This is a genomic window from Hymenobacter sp. BT491 (assembly GCF_014349165.1).
GTDB lineage: Bacteria > Bacteroidota > Bacteroidia > Cytophagales > Hymenobacteraceae > Hymenobacter > Hymenobacter jejuensis.
In genome coordinates this window covers 401,236-426,512 of the sequence record NZ_JACSJJ010000003.1, presented here as the reverse complement: position 1 = coordinate 426,512, position 25,277 = coordinate 401,236, and the positions used below count along the sequence as shown (strand labels likewise).

Annotated in this window: 19 protein-coding genes; 8 read left to right on the top strand and 11 right to left on the bottom strand. The window is 56.2% G+C overall.

From position 1 onward, the window contains the following. Positions 1-161 precede the first annotated feature (161 nt). Both nth and H9I52_RS13310 read left to right on the top strand, forming a co-directional pair. A complete protein-coding gene (nth, locus tag H9I52_RS13315; protein WP_187454270.1) occupies positions 162-920 on the top strand; it encodes an endonuclease III domain-containing protein in 759 nt (252 codons plus the stop codon). Between the two features lie 41 nt (positions 921-961). Further along, positions 962-1,945, top strand: a complete 984-nt coding sequence (locus H9I52_RS13310) for a radical SAM protein (protein WP_187454269.1) — start codon at positions 962-964, stop codon at positions 1,943-1,945. 111 nt (positions 1,946-2,056) lie between these two features. Here H9I52_RS13310 and H9I52_RS13305 read toward each other — a convergent pair whose 3' ends face one another. Next, complete coding sequence (locus H9I52_RS13305) at positions 2,057-2,482, bottom strand: nuclear transport factor 2 family protein (RefSeq protein ID WP_187454268.1); 426 nt, start codon at positions 2,480-2,482, stop codon at positions 2,057-2,059. A gap of 165 nt (positions 2,483-2,647) precedes the next feature. On the opposite strand from H9I52_RS13305, the gene H9I52_RS13300 reads away from it, so the two are divergent. Beyond that, on the top strand, positions 2,648-3,187 hold the full coding sequence (locus H9I52_RS13300) for a gamma carbonic anhydrase family protein (protein ID WP_187454267.1): 540 nt from the start codon (positions 2,648-2,650) through the stop codon (positions 3,185-3,187). A 79-nt stretch (positions 3,188-3,266) separates the two neighbouring features. Here H9I52_RS13300 and H9I52_RS13295 read toward each other — a convergent pair whose 3' ends face one another. Next, complete coding sequence (locus tag H9I52_RS13295) at positions 3,267-4,598, bottom strand: hemolysin family protein (RefSeq protein ID WP_139516098.1); 1,332 nt, start codon at positions 4,596-4,598, stop codon at positions 3,267-3,269. A 251-nt stretch (positions 4,599-4,849) separates the two neighbouring features. Between H9I52_RS13295 and H9I52_RS13290 the strand changes: the two genes are divergently transcribed. Beyond that, positions 4,850-7,051 carry a protein-disulfide reductase DsbD family protein gene (locus H9I52_RS13290; protein ID WP_187454266.1) on the top strand — a complete coding sequence of 734 codons (2,202 nt, stop codon included), beginning with the start codon at positions 4,850-4,852 and terminating at the stop codon, positions 7,049-7,051. A 630-nt stretch (positions 7,052-7,681) separates the two neighbouring features. Beyond that, the gene (locus H9I52_RS13285; RefSeq protein WP_139516100.1) at positions 7,682-8,146 is read left to right on the top strand and encodes an Lrp/AsnC ligand binding domain-containing protein; all 465 of its coding nucleotides are present in this window, start codon (positions 7,682-7,684) and stop codon (positions 8,144-8,146) included. A gap of 101 nt (positions 8,147-8,247) precedes the next feature. Here the strand turns inward: H9I52_RS13285 and H9I52_RS13280 are convergent, their stop codons facing one another. Then, on the bottom strand, positions 8,248-8,562 hold the full coding sequence (locus tag H9I52_RS13280; protein ID WP_187454265.1) for a hypothetical protein: 315 nt from the start codon (positions 8,560-8,562) through the stop codon (positions 8,248-8,250). 150 nt (positions 8,563-8,712) lie between these two features. Here H9I52_RS13280 and H9I52_RS13275 point away from each other — a divergent pair, with 150 nt between their 5' ends. Together H9I52_RS13275 and H9I52_RS13270 are read left to right on the top strand one after the other, a co-directional pair. Further along, positions 8,713-9,675, top strand: a complete 963-nt coding sequence (locus H9I52_RS13275) for an energy transducer TonB (protein ID WP_187454264.1) — start codon at positions 8,713-8,715, stop codon at positions 9,673-9,675. A 228-nt stretch (positions 9,676-9,903) separates the two neighbouring features. Next, the gene (locus H9I52_RS13270) at positions 9,904-10,248 is read left to right on the top strand and encodes a hypothetical protein (RefSeq protein WP_187454263.1); all 345 of its coding nucleotides are present in this window, start codon (positions 9,904-9,906) and stop codon (positions 10,246-10,248) included. Between the two features lie 79 nt (positions 10,249-10,327). On the opposite strand, the gene trxA is transcribed toward H9I52_RS13270, so the two are convergent. Both trxA and dnaE read right to left on the bottom strand, forming a co-directional pair. Continuing rightward, entirely contained in the window at positions 10,328-10,657 is a 330-nt protein-coding gene (gene trxA, locus H9I52_RS13265; protein WP_139516104.1) for a thioredoxin, read from the bottom strand. A gap of 132 nt (positions 10,658-10,789) precedes the next feature. Further along, positions 10,790-14,476, bottom strand: a complete 3,687-nt coding sequence (gene dnaE, locus H9I52_RS13260; protein WP_139516105.1) for a DNA polymerase III subunit alpha — start codon at positions 14,474-14,476, stop codon at positions 10,790-10,792. Between the two features lie 404 nt (positions 14,477-14,880). Between dnaE and H9I52_RS13255 the strand changes: the two genes are divergently transcribed. Next, positions 14,881-15,942 (top strand): fatty acid desaturase family protein, encoded by a 1,062-nt coding sequence (locus H9I52_RS13255; RefSeq protein WP_187454262.1) that lies wholly within the window; start codon positions 14,881-14,883, stop codon positions 15,940-15,942. Positions 15,943-16,023: 81 nt separating this feature from the next. On the opposite strand, the gene H9I52_RS13250 is transcribed toward H9I52_RS13255, so the two are convergent. From H9I52_RS13250 to H9I52_RS13225, 6 genes are all read right to left on the bottom strand, one after another. Further along, positions 16,024-18,267 carry a LysM peptidoglycan-binding domain-containing protein gene (locus H9I52_RS13250; RefSeq protein ID WP_187454261.1) on the bottom strand — a complete coding sequence of 748 codons (2,244 nt, stop codon included), beginning with the start codon at positions 18,265-18,267 and terminating at the stop codon, positions 16,024-16,026. Between the two features lie 124 nt (positions 18,268-18,391). Further along, positions 18,392-21,358: a TonB-dependent receptor gene (locus H9I52_RS13245; protein WP_187454260.1), complete on the bottom strand. Its 2,967-nt coding sequence runs from the start codon at positions 21,356-21,358 to the stop codon at positions 18,392-18,394. Positions 21,359-21,468: 110 nt separating this feature from the next. After that, positions 21,469-22,113 carry an O-methyltransferase gene (locus tag H9I52_RS13240; RefSeq protein ID WP_187454259.1) on the bottom strand — a complete coding sequence of 215 codons (645 nt, stop codon included), beginning with the start codon at positions 22,111-22,113 and terminating at the stop codon, positions 21,469-21,471. Beyond that, entirely contained in the window at positions 22,082-22,873 is a 792-nt protein-coding gene (locus H9I52_RS13235) for a DUF4184 family protein (protein ID WP_187454258.1), read from the bottom strand. The genes H9I52_RS13240 and H9I52_RS13235 overlap by 32 nt, the downstream gene beginning before the upstream one ends. 18 nt (positions 22,874-22,891) lie before the next feature. Next, positions 22,892-24,124, bottom strand: coding sequence for a M16 family metallopeptidase (locus H9I52_RS13230; protein ID WP_187454257.1), 1,233 nt, complete (start codon positions 24,122-24,124; stop codon positions 22,892-22,894). 69 nt (positions 24,125-24,193) lie between these two features. Continuing rightward, the gene (locus H9I52_RS13225) at positions 24,194-25,225 is read right to left on the bottom strand and encodes a glycosyltransferase family 9 protein (RefSeq protein WP_187454256.1); all 1,032 of its coding nucleotides are present in this window, start codon (positions 25,223-25,225) and stop codon (positions 24,194-24,196) included. Positions 25,226-25,277 lie beyond the last annotated feature (52 nt).

The following is a 25,277-nucleotide window of genomic DNA, read 5'->3' as shown; positions in this document are numbered from 1 at the left end:
TGCCAACCCGGCGGCGTCCTTGTGATGCCGCCGGTTTTTTTGTGTAAGTCGAAAGGATGCGATGTTTTATAAATATCTGATAATCAATATATTAAGTTAATAAGTCGCGTAGACTTGAATTGCTCTGTAACCCCGGCAATAACCCGGCGGTACAACCGAGCATGACCGATGCCTACACACTCACTCCCGCCCAAAAAGCCTGGCAAGACCACGAGATTCTGAATCAGTTCTTCGGCCCTTTGCCTTTGGAACCACGCCGCATCCCCATGCGCGAGCTGATTTCGACGCTGCTTTCGCACCGCACAACGCACGTTGATGAAGAACTGGCGTACGATCGCATGCTCGAAACCTTTGGCGATTGGGAAGGTGTGCTGGCCGCGCCGGTGAAAGAATTGGCGCACGCCATACGGACCACGCGCTGGCCCGATACGCAGGCGCCCCGCATCCAGGAAATTCTGCGACGCATCAAAGCCGAGCGCGGCGAGTTTACCCTCGACTTTCTGGCCGAATGGCCCGTGGAGCAAGGCTTGCAATGGCTCACCGACATGCCCGGCATTGGGCTGAAAACGGCTTCGCTGGTGCTGCTTTTCAACTTCCAGAAACCGGTATTGCCCGTCGATACGCACGTGCACCGCGTGGCTCAGCGCGTCGGGATGATCGGCCCGAAAGTATCAACCGACAAAGCGCATCAGGTTCTGCTCGCGCTGCTGCCTAAAGATTCGGTGGTGCTGCTCAATTTTCACAAACACAATTATTGGCTCGGGCAGCACATCTGCTTCTTTACAAAGCCCGATTGCCCGCGGTGCCCCTTAAAAGGCTTCTGCAACTATTATTTGGAGCATTATGGGCCGGCGGATGCCGCTGCGCTGGCTGCCACTCCGGCGCGGTGGGAGCGAAGCTGGGGTGAGCTTCAGCATTAAGCTGAGCCGGCGCTTCCCCGCATTGCCCTACCTTTGCGAACATGCGCCTCGTTCGTCATCCGGTACTCTGCAACTATTACGTTACTTACCGCTGCAACGCGCGCTGTTCCTTCTGCGATATCTGGGAGAAACCGTCGCCCTACATTCAGCTTGCCGACGTCGAGCAGAACCTGCGCGACCTCAAGCGCTTGGGCGTAAACGTTGTCGATTTCACGGGTGGCGAGCCGCTCTTGCATCGCCAGATTCATGAGTTTGTGGGCCTGGCCCACGACATGGGCTTCATTACGACGCTCACCACCAACTGCTTGCTGTACCCCAAGTACGCCGAACGGCTGCGCGGCAAAGTGGACATGCTGCACTTCTCCTTGGATGCCTCCGAAAAGGAAGTACACGACCGCGGCCGCGGCGTGGCATGCTTCGATTTTGTGCTGGAAAGCATTCGCGTCGCCAAAGAACTGGGCGAGCGGCCCGACATCCTGTTTACGGTCTTCCGCGAGAACCTCGCCGATCTGGAAGTCGTCTACCGCGAAATAACGCAACCCAATGATCTAGTGCTGATTATAAATCCGGCATTTGAGTACAACAGCGTCGAAACCGGCGAGCAGCTGACGGCCGCGGAACTGGATTATCTATCGGCTTTCGGCAAAAAGAAAGGCGTGTACCTCAACGAAGCGTTTATTCAGTTGCGCAAAGATGGTGGTAACCACATAGCCGCGCCCGTATGCCGCGCCGCAAGCACCACGCTGGTGATATCGCCAAGCAATGAATTGGTGCTGCCCTGCTACCACTTGGGCGAGCAAAAATTTCCCATCAACGGCGAGCTGCATACACTCTATACCTCGGGGGAAGTGCAGCGGCTGGCCGCGCTGGAAGGCCGTTTGCCGCAATGCGAAGGCTGCACCATTAACTGCTACATGCAGCCCAGCTTTGCCGTAGAAGTAAACAAATACTTCTGGCAAGCTTTACCCAGCACCCTGAAATACAACTTCACCAAAGGCACTTGGAAACGCATGCTGGCGCGTTAGCAGGCGGATTTTTAGCAGGCGGATAAGCGCCGGTGTTGAGCCCAGCAGCTACTGATGCAGAAATAGCTCGCCGGGCTCGGTCCGATGGGTTAGGTGTAGGGTGAGTGATATCTAGAATTCTGCCATGTCTCGGTTGCTCCGAAAGGCTTTCATGCTGGCTTCAGTATCCAGATACGCTTGAAAACGCGCTACTTTGCCATCCTGCATGATGAAGGAGTGCGCCCATTCTTCCTCATTAGTTCGCCCGGTAGCGCGCACTTTGCCCTTAGAAAACCCCAGCACAACTAAGCGGTCGCCCTGAGCGATATAATTTTGGGGCTCAAATCGTTCGTAATCCATGGCATCGTGGAGCTTGGCAAAAAACGCCGCTACTTGTTCCTTGCCCCGATACACGCCCGCAAAAGGAACAGTTTCGGCTGAGCCCGGAATGATAAACTCAACGTCGTCTGTGTAGAGGTTCAGCAGGTTCGGAATGTCGCCTTTGCCGAAAAGCGCGTATCCTTCCTGCACCGTTTGGGTGTTTTGCTGTTCGTTCATGATTGTAGCAGCTTTTTGATTGAGGAAGGGCTGCAAACCAAAGCCATCTCTCACCGCAGCCCGATAGGCAACAGACGCTCATCCCGGCTAAGGGAATGTCTTAACAAGCTGATGCACAGCACCCATCAGCTTCTATTTAATTTAACGAATATTTACCTGACTTCCATGCCTGCTCTCATTCTTGCCGTCAAAGGAGTATCTCCCCAAATTGGTCCCGATTGCTTCCTGGCCGATAATGCCACCATCGTCGGCGACGTGGTGCTGGGTGCCCACTGCACCGTCTGGTTTACGGCCGTAGTGCGCGGCGACGTAAACGCCATTCGCGTCGGCGACCACACCAATATTCAGGACGGCGCGGTCATTCATTGCACCTACCTGAAGGCGGCCACGACCATCGGAGCCCGCGTGAGCATCGGCCACCGCGCCATCGTACACGGCTGCACCGTAGAAGACGACGTGCTGATCGGGATGGGCGCCATTGTGATGGACGGCGCCGTGATCGGGCAGGGCTGCATCGTGGCCGCGGGTGCCGTGGTGCTGGAAAATACGCAGTGCGAGCCGGGCTACCTCTACGCAGGCGTTCCGGCTCGTAAAATCAAACCGGTAAGCGCCGAGCAATTGGCCAACCTGCGCCGCACCGCCGATAATTATGTGCTGTATGCCAGTTGGTTTGAGCCAGCGGCAGAAGTGCCGGCAAAAGTTTAGGCCCAACGGGGACATACAAAGAGAGCCGACTACACGTAGTCGGCTCTCTTTATATATGTTTGATTGTCAAGTGTTTACGTTATAAAGACAATCCATCGTCCGAAACCTCTTCGCGTTCTTGCGGAACGGTTACGCGAAGCTGCACCAGCTCCACCGACCGCCGTGAGCGTTTCAGCACCCGAAACTCGTAGTTGTCAAGGACAGCCACGTCGCCGACTTCGGGAATGTTGCCGTAAATCACGTTGAGCAAGCCGCCAACGGTTTCGTAGTCTTCACCTTCCGGCAGCGGATAGGGAAGGTATTCGTTGGCGTCGGGGATGGGCGTGGAGGTATTGACGCGGTATTCGGTTTCGGAGACTTTCTCCACCACCGGCACCTCGTTATCGTACTCATCCTGAATTTCGCCAACCAGCTCTTCGATGATGTCTTCGATGGTAACGATGCCCGACACGCCACCAAACTCGTCCGACACGATGGCGATGTGCATGTGTTTGCGCTGAAACTGGCGAAGCAGCCGGTTGATCTTTTTGGTTTCGGGCACAAAGTAGGCCGGCCGCATGATCTTGGGCAGCACGATGGTCTCGTTGCGCCGGATCAGTTGCAGCAAGTCCTTCACGTACAGGATGCCCACAATGTTGTCGATGTTGCCTTCGTAGACCGGCATCCGCGAATAGCCCTCGGTGTACACGGCTTCGAGCACTTGTTCCTGCGGAGCATTCACGTCGATGGCGGCCAGCTTGGTGCGTGGCACCATAATCTGCTTCACCATCCGATCGTTGAACTCGAACACGTTCTCAATCATCTCGTGTTCCGACTCGTGGATCTCGCCGCTCTGCTTACTCTGGTCGAGCAGCAGCCGGATTTCTTCGGCTGAGTGCACATCGGCAGCGTGCGTGGCCTGTCCGCCGAAAAGGCCGGCTACCAGGTTAGAAAGCTTATCGAGGAGCCAGATGAGCGGAAACGTAACTTTCGCAAATGCCCACAGCGGCACGGCAATGGCAATGCTGGTAGTTTCGGGTTTCTGAATGGCCAGTACCTTAGGCGCCTGCTCGCCCAGCACAATGTGCATAATGGTAATGAGCGAAAAAGAAGTAGCCAGCGCTACGTTGTGCACCGTACCCGGCTCAAGCTTGAGCCCAAGCTGATGAATAATGGCCAGCACAACCTCGGCCACTACGCTTTCGCCAACCCAGCCCAGTGCCAGCGAGGCCAGCGTAATGCCGAGCTGCGTAGCCGATAAGTAGTAGTTGAGGTCGTGCAGCATGCTCTGCACAAGGCGCGCCAAGCGATTGCCGCTCTGTGCTTTAACCTCAATCTGCGAGAGGCGAACTTTGACGAACGCAAACTCCGCCGCCACAAAAAATCCGTTCAGCAACACCAGCAGAACGGTGAAAAAAATGTTTAAGCCCATAGATGCGGAAGCTTCGACTCGATCGGTCCGGCTCCCTTTGCTTCACAAAAGTACGAGAATATGCCCAAGCGGTTCCCGCTCCCGTAAACTAAGCCACTTTGCAAGACGTTAGGCATTCCAAAATAGTAGTAACTCCAAGGACGCGCGCAGGGTTCATTGCGGCTTTGTGACACTTCCTGCCGTTCTTTGTTTGTTGACCTGGTTCCCCGCAGGGAAAAATCAGACTTATTCCGCTGAACAAATTATTTTCCATGTTCGCCCCCCGCAAACTTCTTCTGTTGCCGCTGCTGCTCTGGCTTAGCCTATTGTCGGCTGCCGCTCAGATCCTTACGCCCACCAAGCTCGCTACGGCGGTCAGCAACCCCACGGCGAAAGTGGGGGAAGAGCTGGACCTGATCGTTAATGCCCGCATGAACGATACGTGGCACCTCTACGCCACCGACTTCGACCCGGATCTGGGACCGGTAGTCTTTACCTTCACTTTCGCCAAAAGCCCGGCCTACACGCTTGTGGGTGCCGCCAAGTCCATCGGCGCCAAAAAGAAATTTGACAAAGTCTTCGGCGGCGACGTTACGTACTTCGAAAAAACCGGCCAGATCAAGCAGCGTATCAAAGTGTTGCAGCCCGGCGCCTTCAGCATCAAAGCCGACGTCGAATACCAAACCTGCTCCGATACCGACGGCCGTTGCGTTCCCGGCAACGAAACGCTCACCTTTGGCCCCATCGAGGTAAGTGGAAAGGCTACAGGTGCAATGCCTGCTCCGGCTTCCCCTGCTACTGGCGCTGTTCCGGCACCTGCCGCCCCCGCTGCGACCGCCGCAACAAATGTTGCTTCTGATCAACCAGCGCCAGCCCCCGCTTCCGACACGGTAGCTACTGCGGCTACGGTAGCTTCCGTTGCGCAGCAGCCCACTACGCCCATCACTACCGTAGGTCCTGGCGCGCCTATTACGGCTGGGGTTGCCGCCTCGGCCAGCAACACGAGCGGCGGCTTATGGAGTTTTGCCGTGCTGGCCTTCATCTCCGGCCTAGCAGCCCTCCTTACGCCCTGTGTCTTTCCGATGGTACCCATGACGGTTTCGTTCTTCACCGGCGGCTCCGATACGCGGGCGCGCGGTATTCTGAAGGCGCTGGTGTACGGTCTCTCTATTATCTTGATTTACACCATTATAGGCGTTGTTGTGGCTCGGCTGCTGGGCGAAGATGGGCCAAACTTTATGGCTACGCACTGGCTGCCTAATCTGCTGTTCTTTGTGGTGTTTGTGGTGTTTGGCCTGTCTTTTCTGGGACTGTTTGAAATCACGTTGCCGCACGCATTAGTCAACAAGGCCGATGCCCAAGCTGATAAAGGCGGTTGGCTCGGCGTATTCTTCATGGCCTTCACGCTGGTGCTGGTCTCGTTTTCGTGCACGGGCCCTATTGTGGCAACGGTGCTCGGCTTGGCCGCACGCGGCGAAACCATGATGCCAATTGTGGGCATGTTCGGCTTTTCGTTGGCGTTTGCGCTGCCATTTACCTTATTCGCCATTTTCCCCTCGTGGTTGAAAGGCTTGCCTCGCTCGGGCGGCTGGCTCAACACGGTAAAAGTGGTGCTAGGCTTTGTCGAGCTGATGCTGGCGCTTAAGTTCTTGAGTATGGCGGACTTAGCTTACCACTGGAACCTGCTCAGCCGCGACTTGTACATCGTTCTTTGGATCGTGCTTTCGGCGCTGCTGGGCTTTTACCTGCTGGGCAAGTTCCGCCTGTCCCACGACAGCGAGCTGACGCACCTGAGTGTGCCTCGCCTGCTGATGGCGGTGCTCTCGTTTAGCTTTATGGTCTATTTGGTGCCGGGCTTGGTAGGGGCGCCGCTGCCCTTGCTGGCGGGCTACTTGCCGCCGCAGTCAAATCACGATTTCTCTTTGGCTACTGCCAGTCCGGCCGTACCAGCCGTTAATAGTTTATGCGAAACACCACGTTTCGCCAACTTCCTCGAGTTGCCACACGGCTTGCAAGGGTACTTCGATCTGGAGCAGGCCAAACGTTGCGCCCGCCAGCAGAAAAAACCCATTTTCATCGATTTTACTGGCCATGCCTGCGTCAACTGCCGCAAGATGGAAGCTACGGTGTGGAGCGATCCGCAAGTGCTGCAGCGCCTACGCAATGACTATGTAGTGGTCGCACTCTACGTAGATGACAAAGCTGAACTGCCCAAAAACGAGTGGTATACCTCCAAGCGCGACGGCCAGCAGAAAACTACATTAGGCAAGCAAAATGCTGATTTTCAAATAGATGCCTACGGTGTGAATGCACAGCCCTATTACGTGCTGCTAAACCCCGATGATGCAGGCAATAAGCCTTTGGTAACGCCTGTTGCCTATGAGCCTGATATTGAGACCTTTGTGAAATTTCTGGATGCTGGTCTGCAACAGTACCGCCAACAAACCCAACCAGTAGCTGTGCAGCAGCACTAACGAAGGGGGCGGTTAATCTCAAATCCCGAAATCAACTGCCGAAACAACGTGATACTTGGCTTAACGCAACGGTTTTGGTAGACAGTCGCCGTAAAAAAAGCAGAGCCCCTCGTGCAACTTTTGTTGCGCAAGGGGCTCTTGATCTTTTGGAAGAAGTATGTTTTACAACTGGAAAAAGCGAGCTTTGCCCGATTTTTCACAAGATTCTCACGCTAGTGAACCAGCTTTGCGGCCTGATTATGCCTGATGCCGCGCCAAAAAGAAAGGCTGCACCCACCCAGATGCAGCCTTCTGAAAAGAGACGCACCCACCCAGATACGTCCCGGTTTTTCCCCTCTTCGGTATTCCCAATTTTCAGCTGTAGAAGAAGGGTTCGAACCTCCACGAAGCAGTTAGCCGGCCGCCGGACCAGTTTATCCCAAATCTTCACCCCCGAGAGAGGAGGGCTTGTCTGCCAATTCCAACATTCTACAAGTTGTTTATCTTTCCCCCGCCGTTCGCGTTGGATTATGACAAATGTAGTAGATGATTCTTTATTATAAAACTTTGGCAAACTTATGATTGAAAATTTACATACTTTTTAATATTCGTTCTGAATCATTGCCAAATCGATAATCAACCTGTTGCAAAATGGCCCGTAATTACGAACTTGACGACACCGACCGCAAAATCTTAGCGCTCTTGATTGACGACGCGAAAATGCCCTATACCGAAATCGCCCGCAAGGTGCATGTTTCGGGGGGCACCGTGCACGTGCGCATGGCCCGAATGGAAGAGCTCGGCATTGTGCAAGGTGCTACGTTACGCATTGATTATCAGAAGCTTGGGTACGGTGTTATTGCCTTTCTGGGCATTTATCTGCTGAAAAGCTCGATGTATAACAACGTGGCCGAGCAACTGCACAAGATCCCGGAAGTCGTGAACATCAACTACACAACCGGCAACTACAGCATCTTCGCTCGGCTGGTATGCCGCGATACCCAGCACCTGCGCGACGTTCTGCATGACCAGATTCAGCTCATCGACGGAATCGAACGCACTGAAACCCTCATTTCTTTGGAAGAAAGCCTGAACCGACCGATTCAGTTGCAGTAGTTTCATAAAAAGGGCTCCCAGAATTGGGAGCCCTTTTTTGTGGAATTGACAATTAGTAGTGTTAATCGTTGCGACTTTCTCAATCGGAAATTTCTATGACGCTACAAGTCGTTTTTGGTAGTAGTTGTGGTAGTCGTAGTGGTTTTTTTGCCAGGAGTAGGTTTGGCAGGCGGGCTTGTCCGCTTGACGGTAGTGGTGCGCTGCGCGGTTGTGCTCGGCGCCGGCACACCTACTTTGGAAGTTGTCGTCGTTCGAGTCGTTTTTTTGGCTACGGCGGGCTTCGTTACCTTTTTGGTAATAACTGCTGAGGTGCTGTGTTGCACGGCCGTTTGCTTATTCACGGCGGTAGTGTCTTGGGCTTGAGCGGCTAGGCTCGCAAAAGCCAAGGGAAAAAGGAGCGTGAGAACGCGGTTCATAGGGAATAGGGTGGGAAAAAAGAGTGAATGAAACTGACTACTACTTATGAAATATAGCATTTTTTTAAGTAACCGATAGGCTTTTTTGGCTGCTGTCGAGCCTGTTCCTATCTTTCGTAAGGCCCTGATTACCTTGAATTGCCTGCGCGTATGAAATCCCGTCTCGTCGCATTATTTGTCTGCCTAGTTGCTCCGTGGGCCGCGGCAGCGCAGAACATGCCCGCTGTTTACCTCAACGATCGTGACGAGGCCACGGTGCCCGACAGCGCTACTCATTACCGACTTATCGAGCGCAAAAACGAGAGCGCGGGCACGTACGCCATTCAGGAATATTCGTTGGCGGGGCAGTTGCTGTTGCGTGGCACCTTTTCCACCATCGAGCCTCCGGTCCGCAGTGGGCAGTTTACGTGGTATTACGCCAACGGCGCTCGCGCCAGTCAAGTGCATTACCGCGACGACGAAGCCGATGGCGTGTACGTCGCGTGGTACGAAGATGGCAAAGTGAGCAACCGCGGCGAATACGACAACGGCCAGCGTGTGGGCCGTTGGGTATCGGTGCACCGCAATGGCCAAAAGCGCTCCGAAGGGCACTACGTGGCCGGCCGGCCGCACGGCGAATGGCGCTACTATTACAACACGGGCCAACTCAGCGCCATTGAGCAGCTCGACAAAGGCAGGTCGATGGGCACTGTATTCTACAACGCCGACGGCACGCACGCGGCCGCTACCGTGGAGCGCCGGCAGGTGCCGCAGTTTCCGGGTGGCGAGGCAGGGCTGTTGCAGTATCTGGCCCGCAACGCAGTATATCCGAAGGCCGCGCGCCGCAAGAACATCACGGGCAAAGTCTACGTGTCTTACACAGTGGGCGAAGATGGCCGGGTGAGCCACGTGCAGGTTGTCCGCGGCCTAGCTCCCGACGTCGACAACGAGGCGCGTCGTGTGGTGGCAAACATGCCCGCTTTCCTGCCCGGCCGCGAATACAACGTGCCCACGGCCATGACGTTTACACTGCCCATTTACTTTGCCCCCAACTTTACCATCTTCGGCGGCACCCGGCCACGGCAAGTCCCGCCCACGGAAGCCTTGGCGGGCATTCCCGAAGAAATTTTCTAACCCTATTCTATCGGTCAATTCGCGCTATATGTCGATTGCTTTTGATATGGTTTTGTGCAAATATTTGATAGTCAAATGGTTATATATATAGCCCGATTTAGGGTTTCGGGGAGCTGGCATTAGGCTTGCCTAAGGGATATCAGCAGCGTATTGTACGCTGCCTCAGCAGTAAGGCTTTGATAGCCAACCTGTTTTGTTATTCTGGCAATCTTTCCTAACCGCTTTCCCATGAAAACTTCCTTGCTTTCGTTTGTTGCTGCTGTGGGCCTGTTGGCCACCACCAATTCTTTTGCTGCCACCACCATTCCGGATCACGAGCGTGACGGCCGCCGTACCGAAGAGTATAGAAACAACGACCGTCATACGTCGGCTGGTGAGCGTGCCCGCTACGAAGCTTCGCAACGCAAGAACCAGCGCGAACAAGAACGCCGTGTGGCTCAGGAGCGCGCCCGTTATGAGGCACAACGCCGCGCCGACCAGCAACGCGCTGCCGAACGTGCCCGCTACGAGGCCCAACGCCGCCACAACGACCACGGCCGCGACCGCGACCGTGAGTATGGCTATCAGCGCTAACCTCTGAGTGGGTCAAATGCAAAAAGCCCCGCTGCCAAATCTGGCAGCGGGGCTTTTTGTCTGACTATGCAACTGGTAATTAGGCAGTAACCTGAGCGTCTAGTTTTTGGGCCAGAACGTGCTTCGGTACGGCGCCTACTTGCTTATCTACGATTTGACCGTTCTTAAACACCAACAGCGTCGGGATGCTGCGGATGCCGAACTTAGCGGAAGTCTGAGGATTGGAGTCGACATCGACCTTGCCCACCACAACGCGGCCTTCGTATTCGCCGGCCAGCTCTTCTACTACTGGGCCTACCATGCGGCAAGGTCCGCACCATTCGGCCCAGAAGTCTACGAGCACGGGCTGATCGGAATTGATAATTTGATCGAAGTTAGCATCGGTGATTTCGATGGCTTTGTGTCCCATAACAGTAGGGGTTTTGTGAATTACGTTAAACTGCTTCTTACGAGCAATGGGGATGCAAGGTAGCAGATTGCGTGTTCAACAAGATGCGAGCCGGAAAGTTCAACCGGCCAGAGTGGCAGAGTTTCGAAAAGTTTAAATCAGTTGGCAAGCGTCAATTTCCATCTCGCGCATCTTCCGGATAAATTCTTTCGGCTCGATGCGGTAGCGCCGCGAATACGTGTCCACTGTCAGGTGTTCGTGCGGCTCTGCAAACTTGATTTCCAGCTTCTTAGAGCCCGGCGCTTCTTCCACAGCCGCCATAAACCGGTCCATAAACGGCTCGGTAATCGTGCGCAGATCGAGCTGCACGCGCACGCCATTCGATAGCTTTTCGGCTACGTTGAAAAGTGGCTCCATGGTAAGAACCTTAAATTCAAACTGATCCGAATCGCGGAATCGCTGCTGGTATTTGCCCCGGATATACATGGGCGGCACCTGTTCTTTGTCGTAGTTGCGGGGGTTAATCAGGCCCGAGAATTTCGAATAATCGTCGCGGAACAAGGCCAAGTTCAGCGACGAATCGTAGTCTTCGATGTTGAACGACACAAACGGCTGCCCTGTCTTCGTCGTCTTGAATAGCACGTTTGAGATCAGCCCGGCCACCGTGATATCGCGGTTTTTATATGTCTCAATTTTGTCGAGGCCGCAGGTGCAATACGAGTCGATTTCGAGCTTGAAGTCATCGAGCGGGTGGCCCGAAAGGTAGAAGCCCACTACTTCCTTTTCGCGGCGCAGCTTCTCGGTGGGGCTCCACGGCTCCATATCCACAACTTTGGGCAGCGGCGCGGCCACAGCTCCGAAAGCCCCAGCGCCGAATAAGCTGTGCTGCGCCGATTCTTTAGCCGCTTGGTGCTGCTGGCCCATGCGCATCGACTTCTCGATGAGGTTCTGGTCGCCGGCAGGCGCTTCGATGAACTGTCGGCGGTGGTAGCGCTCAAACGAATCGAACGCGCCAGCCTGAGCCATGCTTTCGAAGGTTTTCTTATTGACAGCCCGCAGGTTCACGCGCTTGGCGAAGTCGAAAATGTCGGAGTACGGCCCCGCGTTTTCACGCTCCCGCACGATTTCTTCCACGGCCGCTTCGCCGGCGCCTTTCACGGCGGCCATGCCGAAGCGAATCTGACCTTTGTCGTTCACGTTGAACTTCAGGATAGATTCGTTCACGTCGGGCCCTAATACCGCAACTCCTTGTTTACGAGCCTCTTCGATGAAGAACGTTACCTTCTTGATGTCGCCCATGTTGTTCGTGAGTACGGCGGCCATGTACTCGGCGGGGTAGTGGGCCTTGAGGTAGCCGGTCTGGTAGGCGACCACCGAGTAGGCGGCCGAGTGCGAGCGGTTGAAGCCGTAGGCCGCAAACTTCTCCATCACGTCGAACACCTCGGAGGCTTTCTTCGCGGGAATGCTATGCAGCTTTTTGGCGCCTTCCACGAATTTCTCGCGCTCCAGAGCCATCTTTTTCATGTCCTTCTTACCCATCGCGCGGCGCAGCAAGTCGGCGCCGCCGAGCGAGTAGCCGGCCAAGATCTGGGCCGTCTGCATGATCTGCTCCTGGTACACCATGATGCCCTGGGAGTAGTTCAGGATGGGTTCCAGCAGCTCGTGCGGGTACTCGACGGGCTCGCGGCCGTGCTTGCGGTTGATGAAGTTTGGGATAAACTGCATCGGGCCCGGCCGGTAGAGCGCGTTCATCGCGATCAGGTCCTCGATGTTGGTCGGCTTGAGGTCCTTGAGGTACATGCGCATGCCCTCGGATTCAAACTGGAACGTGCCAATCGTGTCGCCGCGCTGGTAGAGCTGGTAGGTTTTCTCGTCGTCGATCGGAATATCGTCGATGTCGATCTTGACGCCGTGGTTCCGTTCGATCAGGTTGATGGCGTCGACAATGATGGTCAGGGTTTTGAGGCCCAGGAAGTCCATCTTCAGCATGCCCGCCGACTCGATTACCTTGCCATCAAACTGTGTAACAAGCAGATCCGAGTCCTTCGACGTCGAAACCGGAATGTACTTCGTGATGTCGTCCGGCGCGATGATAACGCCGGCGGCGTGAATGCCGGTATTGCGCACCGAACCTTCGAGACGCTCGGCCAAGCGCAGGATCTGTCCGCGCAGGTTGTCGGGCGCCTCGTCGCGGCGAATCATGTCCAGCTCCTGGTTTTCGGCAAAGGCCTTGGCTAGCGTCGTGCCTACTTGCTCGGGCACCATCTTGGCTAGGTCGTTGGTCTGGGGCAGCGGCAGCTCCATGGCCCGCGCCACGTCCTTGATCGACGACTTGGCCGCCATCGTACCGAACGTGATGATCTGGGCGACCTGCGTTTTGCCGTATTTGCCTACTACATAGTCGATTACCTTTTGGCGGTTCACGTCGTCAAAGTCGATATCGATATCGGGCATCGACACACGTTCCGGATTCAGGAAGCGCTCGAACAGCAGCGAATACTTGATCGGGTCGATGTTGGTGATGCCGATGCAGTAGGCCACCGCCGAGCCCGCCGCCGAACCCCGGCCCGGTCCTACAGCCACGCCGATGTTACGACCGTGGTTGATAAAGTCCTGAGTAATAAGAAAATAGCCTGCAAAGCCCATCGTCTCGATCACGCGCAACTCGTAGTCGAGGCGCTCTTCGATTTCGGGTGTGCGCTCCGAATACCGGGGGCGCGGACCTTCGAAAGCGCCCTTGTAGGTAAGGAAGCGCAAGAAGGCGTCGGCGGTAGGGTGCTCGGGCGGCAGCGGAAAGTTGGGCAGCAGAATATCGCGCTGCAGCTTGGGCGGCGTGATTTTGTCGACGATGTGGTTGGTATTGTCAATCGCCTCGGGCACGTCGGCAAAGAGATGGATCATCTCCGCCTGGCTCTTGAAATAAAACTGGTCGTTGGGGAAACCGAAGCGGGAGCGAGGCTTGGGCATCTGCTGCTGCTCGTCGATGCGCATGAGCTGGCGCCGCATGATCTCGTCCTTGTTGCCGAGGTGACGCAACTTGTCGAGGTGGTCGTAGTGCACCTCGTTGTTGGCCGACACCAAGCGGAAATACTGGGTCTGGAAGTCGCCCACCGGAATGCTGTGCTCTTCACCCGTATTCACGCACAAGAGCAAGTCGTGGGGCGCAAAGTCTTGCTGCTCAACGTAATGCGAATCGTTGGTGGCAATGGTTCTGACGTTGTACTTCTTGGCCCACTTCAGCAACACTTGGTTGATGTCTTCCTGGCTTTTGCCGGTGTTGTCGATGTTCATCAGGCCGTGGCGTTGCAGCTCGATGTAATAATCGTCGCCAAACACGTCGATCCACCACTTCAGAATTTCTTCGGCTTCGTCTTCGCTTTTCCACAAAATCGCCTGCGGTACCTGCGCACCGATGCAGCAGGAAGTCGCGATCAGGCCTTCGTGGTATTGCAGCAGCAGCTCCTTGTCGATGCGCGGATACTTCGAGTACACGCCCTCGATAAAGCTCATCGAGCAGAGCTTGGCGAGGTTGTGGTAACCGGCTTGGTCCTTGGCCAGCAGCAGTTGGTGGTAGCGAATGTCGCGCTCGCCTTTCTCGCGGCTGAAGCTCTTCTTGTGCCGGTCTTCGACCAAATAAAACTCGCAGCCCACGATAGGCTTCACGTTGTACTTGTTTGCCTCCGCCACAAAGTTGAACGCCCCGAACATGTTGCCGTGATCGGTGAGGGCCACGGCGGGCATGCCGTCGGCTTGGGCCTTTTTCATCAGCGAAGCGATGCTGGCTTGACCGTCGAGAAGCGAATATTGCGTGTGGCAGTGAAGGTGCGAGAATACAGGCATGGGAGCAAAGGTTAAACAGACCGGCGCGAAGCGTTCTGTAAAGTTACCGCCGAAGCGCGGGAAAGGAAAGTTGCGAAAGCCGAGCTTTTTGTGTAGTCAAGTAAGCCACTGCCGCCGCCAGTGTGGCCAGAGAAAAGGTTGCTTTTGGGTTGGCCGATCGGTCGCGGCCCGCAGTTGCAGGGCTAGGGTAAGCGACGCAAGCTCAGACGTACCAGTTATTAAAGCGCTACCTTAGCCGACGACACGGCTCAGATGTACAAAATAAGCTCCACCATACGGAACTAAACTGGACAGTATTGCTGTCGTCGAGTTATATAAGTTATTATTATCCAGATAGTTATATAAACTAAAGAATGTCCTGGACGCTCTCGAAGAGGGTCTTATCCTGTTTGTTGCATTTGCCCATGAAAACATTGTTGCCCTCCACGGACCCCGTCTACCAGAAGGTAGAACACCCCTCGTGGCTTGATGAAAAACTGCTCACCTTGTGCCAAGACCCTCGGGACTTGCCTTTTTTGCATCTTATTATTGCTCTGAGTGTTACGTTGCTCCCGCTGGCTATTTTGCTGTTTGTGCCCGGCGTTACGGACTGGCAATGGTGGGTGGTAGCCATTGCTTATCAGGGCTTGAACAACTTTTATTTCAAAGGACCTTTCGGGTTGATGTTGCATTGCACATCGCACCGAATCCTGTTCAAAAAGCAATACAAGTTTCTCAACAATTACATTCCGTGGGTGCTGGGGCCCATGTTTGGCCAGACGCCGGAAACCTATTTTAGCCACCACATGGGCATGCACCATCCGGAAAACAACCTGCCGGACGACCGCAGCTCCACCATGTTCTACCAGCGCGATTCGCTGGCTGGTTTTCTGCACTACCTCAGCGATTTTATCGTGCTGGGGCTGCCGCGGCTCTTTCATTACTTCATCATCATGAAGAAGAAAAAGCTGCTCATGCGCTCGGCCCGGGGCGAGTTTGTGTTCATCGCGCTGTGCGTAGCGCTGTGTTTCGTCAATTGGCAGGCCACGGTCACGGTTTTTATTCTGCCTTTGGTGATTTCGCGGATTGTAATGATGCTCGGCAACTGGGCCCAGCACGCTTTTATCCGCTCCGAAACGCCCGGCAACTGCTACACCAACAGCATCACTTGCATCAATACCAAGTACAACCATAAGTGCTGGAATGACGGCTACCACATCAGCCACCACCTCAAGCCCGCCATGCACTGGACTGAGCACCCGACCAGCTTTCGTAAGAATATAGCGCAATATGCTGATAATGAAGCAATTGTGTTTGATGGCATTCACTTCCTGCACGTCTTCTTTTACTTGATGACCAAGCGCTACGACTTGCTCGCCCGCAACTTTGTCAACCTAGGCGATCGCTATGCCAGCGATGCGGAAGTAATCGAACTGCTTGAGTCGCGCACCCGCAAAATTTCCCGGCAGGACTACGCTTTTGCGTAACCCAATTGTTTGAATTACGGACAGCAAAAAGGGCAGCCACATGGCTGCCCTTTTTGCTGTCCGTAACAGGTGTTGTAGAAGCTATTTAGCTACCTGAATTGTCAGGACTTCGCCGGGGTGTACGTTGAAGTCGGGCTTGCCATTCCACTCCATGATCTGCTTAATGGTGACGCCGTACTTGCGCGAGATGCCATACATCGACTCGCCGGCCGCCACGGTGTGCCGAACGGTAGAAACTGCCATCGGAGCAGCAGTTGAAGCTGGCTTTGGAGACGACGCTGGAGTGGCTGGAGTAGCTGGTTTTGGCGCTGGCGAAACCGGTGCAGCAGCCGGAGCAGCTGCCACAGGCGGCGTCACCCGGAGCGTCTGGCCAAGCCGGAGCGAAGGGTTAGCTGGCAAGTCGTTCCAAGCAGCAAGGTCGGCGGGACGAATGCCATAGCGCCGCGCCACGCTGTAAAGCGATTCGCTTTTTTGCACAATATGGATGCCGTTCGCAGGCAGAGGCTCTACAGCAGCGGCAGGCACAACTGCCGAACTCGGCTGGGGAGAAGCTGATGCAGGCGCAGCGGCAGGTTTGGGCGTGGCTACCGGGGCCTTGGCCGGAGCAGGATCGCGCAACACAATTTTTGGGTTGTCCTTTACAACGGGTTCCACTTTTGCCGTTGTGTCAACGACTGCTGGTACAGCTGCTGCCGTAGTATCCATGGATATTTCGGTTGCTGGCTCAGCAGCTACAGGGGCAGGCTTCGAAGCGGGCTGACCCGAATACACCCGCGCGTTGGCCTGTTGAGGAGCTGGCTGCGTTTGGGCAGGGGCTGCGGCGGGCAGATCGTTGAGGTTTTCCATCCCCGCATCGCTCACGCTATCCGTGGGCGCCGCCACCGATTCTGTCGCTAAGCTATCCGAATAGGATGCTTCTTCCAGCGCACGACTTTGCGAGGAAACGCGGCCTTTATACGGCTCTGCCTCTGCGGTACGGGGTTTGGCAGGCTTGGCCGGCGAAGTCGGGATAGGCGTCTGGGCGGCTGCCGGGCGCTCGAAAGCAGCCATTGCTACTTCATTTTTTCCTTCGGCGTATTCCACGGCCACATCGCGCGGACGCGTATGCTGAAGCCACAACACGCGCCCCACTCGTAGATCCTCGTTGCGGGCCATGCGGTTTTTGTTGAAAATGGCTTTTGCGCGCACCCCGTACTTCTGCGATACCGTCGCGACGCTCTCGCCGGATTGGGCAACGTGGTACTCTACAGCAGCCTTATCGCGTTTTTTCTGCACGAAATAAGGTTGGCCTACCACGATGTTGTCGAATGCGAATAAGTCATTGAATTGCATGAACTTACGCATCTTCAGCTTAGCACGCTTGGCAAGAGTTTCCTTGGTGTCGCCGGGGAGAGCCACAATGGCACGCAGCCCGTTGATGCGGACGAATTCGGCATTTTCGGGGTCAATCTGGGGTTGGTTCAGAAGCTGGCCCGCCGTAGCCGTGCGCTGCTGGGCAGCAATGGCGGTCAGCTGAATTTCGTCGGTGATGGGCACCAGTACCGTGTAGGCGCGGTCGCTAGGAATGGCCGCGCCGTTGAGTAGCCACCGATTGTGCTTGGCGAGTTCGTTGGGGTCAGTTTGCAAGGATTGGGCAATGACGGGCAACTGCTGCCCGGCCAACGCCGGAAATTCCTGCAAGATCATCGGGGGTTTCGGATTCTGACCCACCGCCGATTCAAAGGCGATTTTGTGCGCCAGAAACGTAAGTATGTAAGGATGAGTCTGTTCCGAAATCTCCATTTCCGAAGCGTTTGCGTCGGTGGGCAGGGTGTAGGGCTTGGTGCCGCTTAGCCCGAGGTTGTAGCTCAGCAGCGTATTGGCCCAATTGTGCAGCGCCGCGTTGTTGCGCAGCAGATATTTCGCCGCCGCGTGCGAGGAGGCCACAATGTGCTTGCGCTCGTCCACCACATCGTTCATGACCAGCCCAAAATCTAGGGCTGCTTCGCGCTTGAACTGCCAGTAGCCAATGGCATCGTGAATGGATTGCGCTTCGCCCTGCAAGCCGCTCTCTTGAAGCGCGAGGTAATGAAAATCCTGCGGCAGTCCTTCGGCCTGAAATACCCGGTCGATAATTGGGAAATACGCATCGGCCAGATCCACGCGAGCCTGAAAAGACGGCTGATAGCGGCGTAGGGCGTCTACTTTCTGCTGCACGGCCGTCCGGCCGCCGGGCGTGAAGCGCAGGTGCAAACCCGCAAAATCAAGGGTATTGGGAACCGTAACGCTCTGAGCAACTGCCAGAAAGGGCAGCAGGCAAAGCCACGTAAGCAAGAGTTTTTTCATGGATGCGCAAGACCTGACAGCGGCCGCGTACACCATGTTCACGGCCGCTGTCAGTTTACAAAATAGCGGAAAAATCCTGGGGTGGCGAGGCGCTCACCCGCAAATTCCCGTGCGCAGCCCGGTTTTAGCCACCGCCGGGCGGTGGGCCACCCGGGCCACCGCCGCCTGGGCGCCCGCCCGGAAAGCCGCCGGGGAACCCGCCGCGCTGGCCGTCGCGGCCCTCCGGACTGGCCGGGGCGGCGTTGCCGTTGCGCAGGTTGTAGGTAAACATCACCATGAAGTATTGCTGCAAAATGTTGGTGGTCACGGTTTCGTTGTACGCCGCCGAGATATTGTTCTGGATGCTGCGGTTCTGCTTCAGGATATCGAAGGCGTAGAGTTTGAATTCACCGCGCTGATTCTCAAATACTTTCTTGCCCAGGCTGGCATTCCAGAGTACGTATTGCTGCGTGCCACTGCCGGAGAGGCCCTTGTTGTACTGGTGCGTCACGTCGGATTGCAGCGTGAAGCCCGGCCCCACAATCCAGCTCAGGCGCAGGGCGCTGTTCTGCACGTAGTAGTTGGTGTTGAGGCGAGTATTAACCGTGTTGCGGGCGTAGGTCAGGTTGCCGTTCGACGAAAGCGTAAAGTCTACTTTGGGGCTAATGTTGCTGCTGAGCGTGGCGCCCAAGCCCCCGGAAGGCGACTGCGAGTAGTTGACCACGTTGTTGTTAAGACCGGGCGTGCGCGAATACCCCACCGAACCGTTCAGGTTCAGGTTGGATTTGATGGCGCTTATGGGCCGCCCGTACACCGCAAACGCCCGTACCGAATACTGCTGCCCCAGGTTGATGGGGCGGGTCAACTGGCCGCCTACGGGCAAAAGCACCCGTCCACCGTTGATGTTGATTACGGTGTCCTGGGGCGCTACAAAAGTGCTGTTAGTGATGTAATTGTTTGTAAATGAGCCAAATATACCGGCAAAGAAAGACGTCGAGCTTTCGGGTTTAGCGGCCGAATAGCGCAGCGTGGCCGTGTGCTGAAACTGCTGGTTCAGGTTGGGGTTGCCGGTAGTCAGTTGCAGCGGGTTGGCGTTGTTCACGACTTCTTGCAACTGGCTGATGCTGGGGGCCGCCGTGCGGCCGTTGTAGTTGAACCGCAGGTTCTTCTGCCGCGAAAAGTTGTAGCGCAGCATGGCGTTCGGCAGGAAATTGTAGTAGGTGCGGTCGAGGTTGCCGGCGGCGGGGAACTGCTGCCGGTTGTTCAAATCTGCCCGTTGGCCCGTGACACCAATCATCGCCTGAAAATCACGCGTTTGCCGCCGGATACTCGCCCCGATGCCTTGGGTTAAGTAGCTGCTGGTGAATACGTTACTGAGGCCTTGGTTCAGGCTGGTATAGTCGCCCGTGTCATTGGCGAAGTCGTAGGTTTTTTTATCCGAATCATTCGGGGCGTACGACACATTGTAGGTCAGCTGGAGGATGTCCGTTTTGCTCAGCGGCTCGGTGTACGAAACCCCCGAACTCAGCTGCCAACCCGTCTGCAACAGCCGCGAATACTGGTCGAGGCGCGTTTCGATGGTGGTATCGCGCAGGGTGCCAGCGATGCGCGACACGCTGCGGGAGTTAGAAAAGAGGTTGTTGTTGCCGTCTTTGTCGTTGTAGTTGGCGTTCAAATCCAGCGAGATGGTACGGCCGGCTTTGGCGAAGCGGTGCCGATATAAGAGTTGGTTCGACGAGGTAACGCCCGTCAGATGCGAGCGGTAGTTGCTGACCACGTTGCCGCGCTGCTGATCGCCGAGCAGCGTAATGCCGTCGAGGTTGCTGGTGCCGTTGTTTTGTTGCACCGACAGGCGCGGAATAAACAAAATGGAGTTGGCCGTGTCAATTTTGTGCTCCAGGCGCAGGCTAAACCGGTGGTTGATGTTGCGGCTGCCTTCCAGCGAATTTTCCTGATAGGTCTGGCCCTGGTTGGTGCCCGCGTACCGCCGGAAGGTGTTGCTGTTGTTGGTGTTATTACTCAGATTGAAGAAATAGCTGGCGGTTACCTGCGTTTTCTTGCCCCACAAATCCGAGTAGTTGACGCCGATGGCGTTGGTGCGCGTGATGCCCCCATTCTGGTTGACGAGGAAGTTGCTGGCGCCCGCGTTGCCCCCTCCGCCACGGTTGCCCCCGCCGCCCGGTCCGCCACCTCCACCGCGGTTGCCGCGTCCGCCGCCCCCGCTGTTGCCTACCACGCCCAGCAAGTCCTCAGTGCCAAAGTTCTGCTCGTTCACGTTGTTGGACTGCGCCACAATGGAAATCCGCTGGTTGTTGCGAAACATGTTGTAGCTGCCGCTCACGCGGTAGCGCTCGGCCCAACTGCTGCTGCCCGTCTGGGAGCCGCCGCCCACGCCGGCCACAAAGCGTCCAAACTGTCCGTTTCGGAACTGAGGCTTGGTTACTATGTTGATGGTTTTCTGCGTGTTACCGTCGTTGAAGCCCGAAAATTGCGATTGGTCGCTCTGGCGGTCGAATACTTCGATCTTGTCGATGATCTCGGCGGGCACGTTCTTCAGAACCGCGTCGGGGTCGTTGCCAAAAAACTCCTTGCCGTCTACTAGCACGCGCTGCACGTCCTCGCCTTGGGCCTGCACCTTGCCGTTTTGGGTCGTGACGCCCGGCATCTTCGTGATCAGGTCCTGCGCGTTGGCGTCGGGGTTGGTTTTGAAGGCGTTGGCGTTGTACTGGGCCGTGTCGCCTTTCTGGACGGCAGCGGGCGTTTTGCCCACCACTTCTACGCCTTTCAGCGTCACGCCGCCCGTTTGCAGAGTTATATTGCCTAATGCAAGTGGCTGTGCCCCAACCTCTACAGGTCGGCGCAGCGTCTGATATCCCAGGAAGGAAACGGTGAGCACGTAGCGGCCCTGCTCCAGCCCGGTGATCTCGAAAGCGCCGGTGGGATCGGCGGCGGCTCCCTGCTTCGTCGAATCGGGCAGGTGAATTAAGACCACGTTGGCCCCGATCAGCGGCGACTGGTCAGCCGCATCCAGTACCCGGCCGGCCGCGGTGGTTTGCGCTTGGGCCGACCAAACAGCGCCCAGAAAAAATAGAATTGATAACGCTGTTCTCATAACATCACAGGCAAATACATGGTCGCTTAGACGCCCTATTGCCCGAAATGTTTAACACCCGCAGAAGCTCGACTTCTGCTTTACGATGTCTTTATCTGTAAGTAATTGATTTACAATAACTTGCGAATCAATAAAATTCCATCTCGAATTGGTAGAAGTACGTTCTCTACGCGACTGTCCTGCTGAATTTTGTCGTTGAAAGCACGCACGGCGTGGGTGTCTTTGTCGGCAGGCTTGGCTTGGTGCGAGTCGAGGGCTTTGCCGCTCCACAATACGTTGTCAACCAGCACGAAACCACCCGGCCGCACCTGGTTAATGACCAGCTCGAAGTAGGCGTCGTTGTTGATTTTGTCGGCGTCGACGAACACCAGATCCCAGGTTTCGGCGAGCGTGGGCAGAACGTGCAGCGCTTCGCCGATGTGGACGTGAATACGGTCGGCGAGGCCCGCTTCGGTAATGTAACGACGGATGCGGCTCTCCAATTCGGGGTTTTGCTCTATGGTATGGAGTTCACCCTCCGGTGCCAGGCCTTCGGCCAAACACAGCGCCGAATAGCCCGTGTACGTGCCGATTTCGAGGATGCGGCGCGGCCGGATCATGTGGCTGAGCATGCTGAGCACGCGCCCTTGCAGGTGGCCCGAAAGCATACGCGGCGCCAGTACCTGCACATGCGTTTCGCGGTTAAGACGCTGTAATACCGCCGATTCGGGCGAAGTATGCGCCTCAGCGTAGGCGTGATTTTCGTCCTGGATCACGGAGTGAGTCGGATGGCTTAGTGGAAGAATGGGCGCTGCGCCAGGGATTGCGCAAAACAGCCGAAGACAAAACCAGCGCCGCGGCACTGGCACTGATGCCGGACACGATAATGGGCACGATCAATCGGTGGCCTTCAATTTGGTTGATGAGCAGAAACACCACCCAGATCACCAGCATCAAAAAAAAATTGACCCGCCAGAAAGCTTGTCGATGAATGTGATCCAGCCGCTTGGGGCCCGTCACTTTGGGCAGCCGCCAAATGGCCCACCCCACCACCAGCAGGCCCAGCACCGAAGAGATGAGCTGGAGCCAGCCTAAAAGTTGTCGGCCGGCCACGATTTTTTTCAGGAAAGGCAGCAGATCCGCGATGTAGCCTATGTGCGTGAAGCCGTCCCAGAGCAAGTGCGACAAACTGCCGATCACAATTGCCAGCAGCACCCGCGCGCTCCAAAGATTGGTGAGGGGCCAGGGCTTTTCGGCCATCCAGCCGAGCCGATCGTGGAGCACGGTGGGCAAGCAGCGCACCAAAGGCTTGCGCACAACGCCGTGCACCAGCGCAATCACCAGCAAACTCAGCGGCAGATCAAACCACACCAGCGCCAGCAGGTTGTGCGCGTGCCCGCGGTTGGAGCGCAGCCGAAAAAAATACTCGAAGTCGGGCGCCATCGAACCCACCACCAAACCGGTGGCCGACAACCACCGGCGCAGCGGCCGAATCAGGGGCAGGACTAAGGCAGGGTGAGCAAGGGTAAACGGCACGCTACGAAAGCTTGGTACTTATTCGGGGACGTACTGCAGTACGCTCAAATTGTCTTCGCGTAGCACGTCATTGGCCAATTCGCATAATTCGGAGGCCGTAATGCGCTTGATTCGGTCGAAAATCTCGGTCAACGGCTCTACGCGCCCGATGTCGAGGGTGCTTTTGGCGAGTAACTGCATCAGGCCGCCGTTGCTTTCCTCGGCCATTGCCAGCTGGCCCATGAGCTGCTCTTTGGCCGTGTGCAGTTGGAGCGAGCCCAACGGCTTTTCGCGTAAAATCCTTAACTCTCTGTTAATCAAAGAGATAGTACGCTTGACTTGGTTTTTCTCGGTGCCGAAGTAAATGCCGAATAAGCCCGTATCGGTGTAGGGGCTGTAGGTGGCGTCGATGGTGTACACGAGGCCGTATTTTTCGCGCACGCCCAGGTTGAGGCGCGAGTTCATGCCAGGGCCGCCCAGAATGTTGGACAACATGAAAAACGGAATCCGGCGCTCGTCCTGAATGGCGTAGGCCGGGCCACCGATCAGGCAGTGAGCCTGCGTGATGGGCCGGCGCTCCAATTGCTCCAGGCGTTGGTAATGGTTGAAGGGCGTACGCGGCCGCTCGCCCAGGCGAGAGGGCAGCGGAGCCAGGTATTTTTCGGCCAGGCGCAGCACCTCTTTAAACGGTAGATTGCTCACCGAGCTGAACACCAACCGATCGGTGCGCACGTTTTCGGCCAGAAACTGTCGGAAATCGGGCTGCTGGAAGCTGGATACGCTCTGGCGCGTACCCAGAATGTTGTGGCCCAAGGCGTGATCACCGAAAATCACGCCGTCGAAATCATCGACGATGGCATCTTCGGGCGCATCCTGGTACATCGACATTTCTTCCAGAATCACGGTGCGCTCCTTCTCAATTTCGCGCTCCGGGAATATGGAGTTGAACGTCAAGTCGGTCAGCAGCTCAAAAGCGCGCTCGAAATGCGTGCTGAGCAACGACGCGTAGAAGCAGATTTTCTCCTTGGTCGTGTACGCGTTCAGCTCGCCGCCCACCGTTTCGAGGCGGTTGAGGATGTGAAACGAGCGGCGCTTTTCAGTGCCTTTGAAGGCCATGTGCTCCCAGAAGTGAGCCAGACCAAGCTGATGGGTTTTTTCATCGCGCGAGCCAATGTCGAGCATGAAGCCGCAGTGCGCGATTTTGGTGTGTAGAACTTGCTTATGGAGAACACGAATGCCGTTGGGCAACTCATGCAGGTCGTAATCAGGCATCGGATCGGAGCGAAGAATAGAATCTGCAAAGGTAGCTAAAACCGGCCCCAAAGCAGAAGGTTTAGGAGGTTACACTTGGCCCGCGGCCCAAGCTTCGGCTTCGGCTAGCGCTTCGGTAAGCTGCTCAAGGCGAATGCCGTGGGCACAATGGAAGTGGCCGAGCGGGCATTGGCGGTAGCCGTGCAGGCCACAGGGCTTGCAGGCCAACGGTTCCTTGAGTTCCACAATGCGAGAGAACGGGCTGAGCGGGCCAAAACCGAAGTACGGTACTGTAGAACAATATACGGCGCACGTAGGTGCCCCCACCGCCGAACACAAGTGCATGGGCGCCGAATCGTTGACGTAATTAAGCACCGCGCTGCGCATCAGGGCCGCCGAAGCCAGCAACGACAGTTTGCCGGCCAGATTCACGACGTTGGCGCGGCCGCTGGTGAGCCGCAGTCGCTCGCAGGCCTCCACATCGGGTGGGCCCCCGATCAGATACACCGTGTATTGGGACGGCAAGATGTGCAGCAGTTGCACCCATTTCTCCTCCGGAAACTGCTTGGTAAACCACACCGACGTGGGCGCGATGCAGATATAGCCGCCTACCGCCGCGTACGGCGCGGCCGCGGCCTCGTCGGCGGGGGTAGGGTAGAGGCGCGGCGGCGTCAGCGGAACCTCGTCGGCGGGGTCGAGCAGGTTCAGGTTGCGCGTTACCTCGTGCACGCCCGCATCAAAAACGTGCGGAATGGCCATCGTAAACAGAAACGACAGCGGGTTTTTGTCGAACCCGATGCGTTCCTTTGCTCCCGAAAAAGCCGTCAGGAAACCCGTGGAGGCAAAGCGCTGCAACGTAATAACGCGCTCGTAGCGCATTTTTCGTATTTGCAGGAGCAACCGCAAAAGGCCCAAGTACTTAGCCTTCTTCTTGTCCCACACCAGCACGTTGCGCACATACGGGTGGCTTTTCACCAAACCTTCATTGCCTTTGCGCACCAGTATATCGACGGGCGTATGCGGTTCGGTGGCGTGCAGGCGCTCCAGCAGGGCCGTGGCCAGAATGACGTCACCGATAAAGGCGGTCTGAATGAGCAGGACGGCGCGGTCGGTGGCTGGCATAGCAAGCGAAGCTAAACGGAAGGGCGGCAAAAATACAGAACCTGCCGTCAGG

Bases quoted from the DNA above. Each gene is read 5' to 3' on its own strand.
- nth (WP_187454270.1), top strand. From the start codon at position 162: ATGACCGATGCCTACACACTCACTCCCGCCCAAAAAGCCTGGCAAGAC.
- H9I52_RS13310 (WP_187454269.1), top strand. From the start codon at position 962: ATGCGCCTCGTTCGTCATCCGGTACTCTGCAACTATTACGTTACTTAC.
- H9I52_RS13305 (WP_187454268.1), bottom strand. From the start codon at position 2,482: ATGAACGAACAGCAAAACACCCAAACGGTGCAGGAAGGATACGCGCTT.
- H9I52_RS13300 (WP_187454267.1), top strand. From the start codon at position 2,648: ATGCCTGCTCTCATTCTTGCCGTCAAAGGAGTATCTCCCCAAATTGGT.
- H9I52_RS13295 (WP_139516098.1), bottom strand. From the start codon at position 4,598: ATGGGCTTAAACATTTTTTTCACCGTTCTGCTGGTGTTGCTGAACGGA.
- H9I52_RS13290 (WP_187454266.1), top strand. From the start codon at position 4,850: ATGTTCGCCCCCCGCAAACTTCTTCTGTTGCCGCTGCTGCTCTGGCTT.
- H9I52_RS13285 (WP_139516100.1), top strand. From the start codon at position 7,682: ATGGCCCGTAATTACGAACTTGACGACACCGACCGCAAAATCTTAGCG.
- H9I52_RS13280 (WP_187454265.1), bottom strand. From the start codon at position 8,562: ATGAACCGCGTTCTCACGCTCCTTTTTCCCTTGGCTTTTGCGAGCCTA.
- H9I52_RS13275 (WP_187454264.1), top strand. From the start codon at position 8,713: ATGAAATCCCGTCTCGTCGCATTATTTGTCTGCCTAGTTGCTCCGTGG.
- H9I52_RS13270 (WP_187454263.1), top strand. From the start codon at position 9,904: ATGAAAACTTCCTTGCTTTCGTTTGTTGCTGCTGTGGGCCTGTTGGCC.
- trxA (WP_139516104.1), bottom strand. From the start codon at position 10,657: ATGGGACACAAAGCCATCGAAATCACCGATGCTAACTTCGATCAAATT.
- dnaE (WP_139516105.1), bottom strand. From the start codon at position 14,476: ATGCCTGTATTCTCGCACCTTCACTGCCACACGCAATATTCGCTTCTC.
- H9I52_RS13255 (WP_187454262.1), top strand. From the start codon at position 14,881: ATGAAAACATTGTTGCCCTCCACGGACCCCGTCTACCAGAAGGTAGAA.
- H9I52_RS13250 (WP_187454261.1), bottom strand. From the start codon at position 18,267: ATGAAAAAACTCTTGCTTACGTGGCTTTGCCTGCTGCCCTTTCTGGCA.
- H9I52_RS13245 (WP_187454260.1), bottom strand. From the start codon at position 21,358: ATGAGAACAGCGTTATCAATTCTATTTTTTCTGGGCGCTGTTTGGTCG.
- H9I52_RS13230 (WP_187454257.1), bottom strand. From the start codon at position 24,124: ATGCCTGATTACGACCTGCATGAGTTGCCCAACGGCATTCGTGTTCTC.
- H9I52_RS13225 (WP_187454256.1), bottom strand. From the start codon at position 25,225: ATGCCAGCCACCGACCGCGCCGTCCTGCTCATTCAGACCGCCTTTATC.